The 3,109-nt window shown below is 65.0% G+C and carries 2 protein-coding genes; both read left to right on the top strand.

The window, feature by feature from the left end:
• The first annotated feature begins 348 nt into the window (after positions 1-348).
• Positions 349-2,229 (top strand): hypothetical protein, encoded by a 1,881-nt coding sequence (locus tag ACYVDE_RS18605; protein ID WP_460503046.1) that lies wholly within the window; start codon positions 349-351, stop codon positions 2,227-2,229.
• Between the two features lie 174 nt (positions 2,230-2,403).
• Positions 2,404-3,109 (top strand): dolichyl-phosphate beta-glucosyltransferase (locus tag ACYVDE_RS18610; RefSeq protein WP_460503047.1); only part of this gene is annotated, 706 nt, incomplete at its 3' end.

The raw sequence follows: 3,109 nt of genomic DNA on the forward strand, positions 1-3,109 counted from the left end.
GCCACGTCGGCGGGGCCGGAGTCGGGAATCTGGCCGTAGACCTGGCCGGTGGCGGGCTCGATGTTGTCGAGGTAGCGGCCGGCCTGGGGCGCTACCAGCTGGCCGTTAATGTAGTTCTGAATGCGGAGCATGGGGCGGGAGCGGCGGGCGGGGGTGGGCCTCAAAAATAGCAGCCGGCCCGTGTAAGCCCGCCGCCAGGACGCGCGCCCGCTGGCCGGGCGCCAGCATTTACCGCCTAATTTGCACCCCGACTCCACTTTCGGTTCTTGCATGAACAGTTCATTTCCGCTCCAACCACCTGTTGCTCATGAGCCCGCGGCACCGCCGCGCCTGCGTTTTGTCGTCGCGATGGCGGTGTTGGCGCAGGCCCTGCTCCTGGGGTACACCTATTTTCCCCTGCTTTTTCATCCCGGCAAATACTTGATTGTCGACCATTACGACGGCATCAAAAGCTACTTCTCGATGGCGTGCTACCTACGCCAGCCCCTGAGCACGAGCCTGTTGGTAACCGGCCATAACTACCCCTTCGGCGAATACATTTTTTACACGGACAGTACCCCCCTGGTGGTGGTGCCGCTGCACTGGCTGGTGCAAACGGTGCCGGCCCTGGCGCCGTACGGCTTGTACCTGTTCGATGTGTTCGTTCTCAGTGGTTTGGTTATTGCCTCGGGCCTGCTGGTGCCGGTGCTGCGGCGGCTGGCCGTGCCGGCTTGGCTGACGGTGCTGCTGGCGGTGGCACTGCCGTGGCTGGCCCCCCAAACCATCCGGCTCAGCGTGGGCCACATGAACCTGTCGTACGCTCCGGCATTTCCCTTTATCATCTGGCGCCTTCAGCACCTCTACGATGCCTGGCGGGCCAACCGGCCCCTCGCCCGGCAGTTTGGCATACTGCTGGCTGGCATTGTAGTCTTCTCGTGGCTGCACTTCTATTTCCTGCCGCTGTTGGGTGGCACGCTGGCCTTTTTTGGCGCTGTCATGCTGTTCGAGGCCTGGCGCACCCGGCGTCCGTGGCGGCCGCTGGTGGTGGGCCTCGGGGCTACGCTGCTGGCGGCGGTGGTCCTTACGGCGGGGCTGCTGCAGGTGCTGGACCGTCGCATTGGCCAGCGCACCCCAGGCAGCAATGGCTACGACTGGATAGAGTGGAAATTCCAGTTCACCAGTCTGTTTAAAGGGTATTCCTACAATTACCTGCGGTTTCCGCTCGAGCGCACGGCGGGCGTGCCCTACGAATCCTCTGCTTACCTCACCGGGTTCGTGCTCTTTGGCTTGCTGCTGGTGGCCGGGCTCGCCCTGCTGCGGAGGTTGCCGGCCGAAGCCCGCTGGCCCCAGAGCCACGACCGCAACTATTCGTTGGTGAAGTACCTGCTGCTGGCCAGCTTGCCCCTGGCTTTCATTGCGCTGGGCGAGCGCATCGAGGTAGATAATGGGGCTTACGTGGCCCACAACTATTTCAACGTTTTTCTATGGCTGCACAAGCTCACCGAGCGGGTGACGCAGTTTCGGGCGCTGGGCCGGTTCATCTGGCCGTTCTGGTGGGCCGTGGTGCTAGGCTTCAGCTGGTACGTGGCCCGGTGGCACCGGCTGCCCGGCCTGCGCTGGGGGCTGGCCGCGCTGTGCGTGCTGCTGCTGCTGGATACCGTGAACGCCACGCGGTTCTACCACACCGAAACCCAGCGCACCAATCTGCTCACGCAGCCCACGGCCACGGCCGCCGTGCGCCAGCTGCTGGAATGGCCTGAGGAGGGCCGCTACCAGGCCATTCTGCCCATTCCCTACTACCACGCCGGCACCGAGTGGCAGGATGAGCCCAGCAACCTCAATACCGACCCTGACGACCCGCATTGCAACACGACCTACCAGCTGGGGATGGCCTCGGGCCTGCCGCTGATGTCGCACAAAGCGGCCCGGGGCATTTCCAGCCAGGCGGCGCAGCTGTATTCCATCTTCAGCCCCGGCGGCCCCGACCCGGCGCTGCTGGCCCAGCTCGACCAGCGCCCCATTCTGGTGTTTCTGGATACCGCGTACTTCGATGGGCGCAACAATTACTACCGCGACAACCTGCGCCCCACCATGCGCGCCGTGTTCGAGCGGGAGCCCGCCTTCATTCGCGAGCAACACCTGCGGCGCATCCGCCATCAGGGCTCCTGGTCGCTGTACGAATGGTATCCGAAGGGAGCCCCCGCTGCCGCGCTTCCCGCTGCTGCGCCCCCTGCCGTTCCCGGCCCGTAGCGGGCGCGGTGCTGAAATTCAGCGCCCGGTGGCTGGCCGCTGCACCGTTGGGCGGCGGCGCACCCGGCCCGGCAACGAAAAAAAGGACGCGGGAAAAGGCGGGCGCAATGGTTAGCTTTGTAGCACCGCATTTTCCCTTCCTGTGCCATCTGGTGCTACTTAGCCCTGTTCAGCTTGCCCGTTCTCTCCGTCATCATTCCGGCCTACAACGAAGCCACGCGCGTCGGACGCACCATCGAGCAGGTGCTGTCGTACCTGCATCGGCAGCCCTTTAGCAGCGAGCTGATTGTCGTCAGCGACGGTTCGAGCGACGAAACCGGCCGGGTGGTGGAGGGGTATTTTGCCGCGCATCCCGACACCATTGCCACCCGGCTCATCAGCTACCCCGTCAACCGCGGTAAGGGCTACGCCGTGCGCCAGGGCCTGCTGGCTGCCTCCGGCACCGTGGCCCTGTTTTCTGATGCCGACCTCTCGACGCCCATCGAGGAGCTGCACAAGGTGGTAGACCCCATTCTGGCCGGCGACTACGACGTTGTGTTTGGCTCGCGCGCCCTCGACCGCAGCCTCATCGGGGTGCATCAGCCCTGGCTGCGCGAGTATAGCGGCCGCATTTTCAACCAGATTATGCAGTGGGCCACCGGCCTGCCCTACGCCGATACGCAGTGCGGCTTCAAGGCCTTTCGCATGGCGGCTTGCCGGCCCATTGTGGAAGGGGCGGTGCTCGACCGGTTCGGGTTCGATGTGGAGCTGCTGTACCTGGCCCACCGGGCCGGCCTGCGCCTGCTGGAGCAGCCCGTGCGCTGGAACGATGCCGCCGGCAGCAAAGTCGGCTTCCTCAGTGGCCTCGACGGCTTCCGCGAGCTGCGCCAGCTGCGCCGCC

The organism is Hymenobacter agri, from assembly GCF_054778495.1.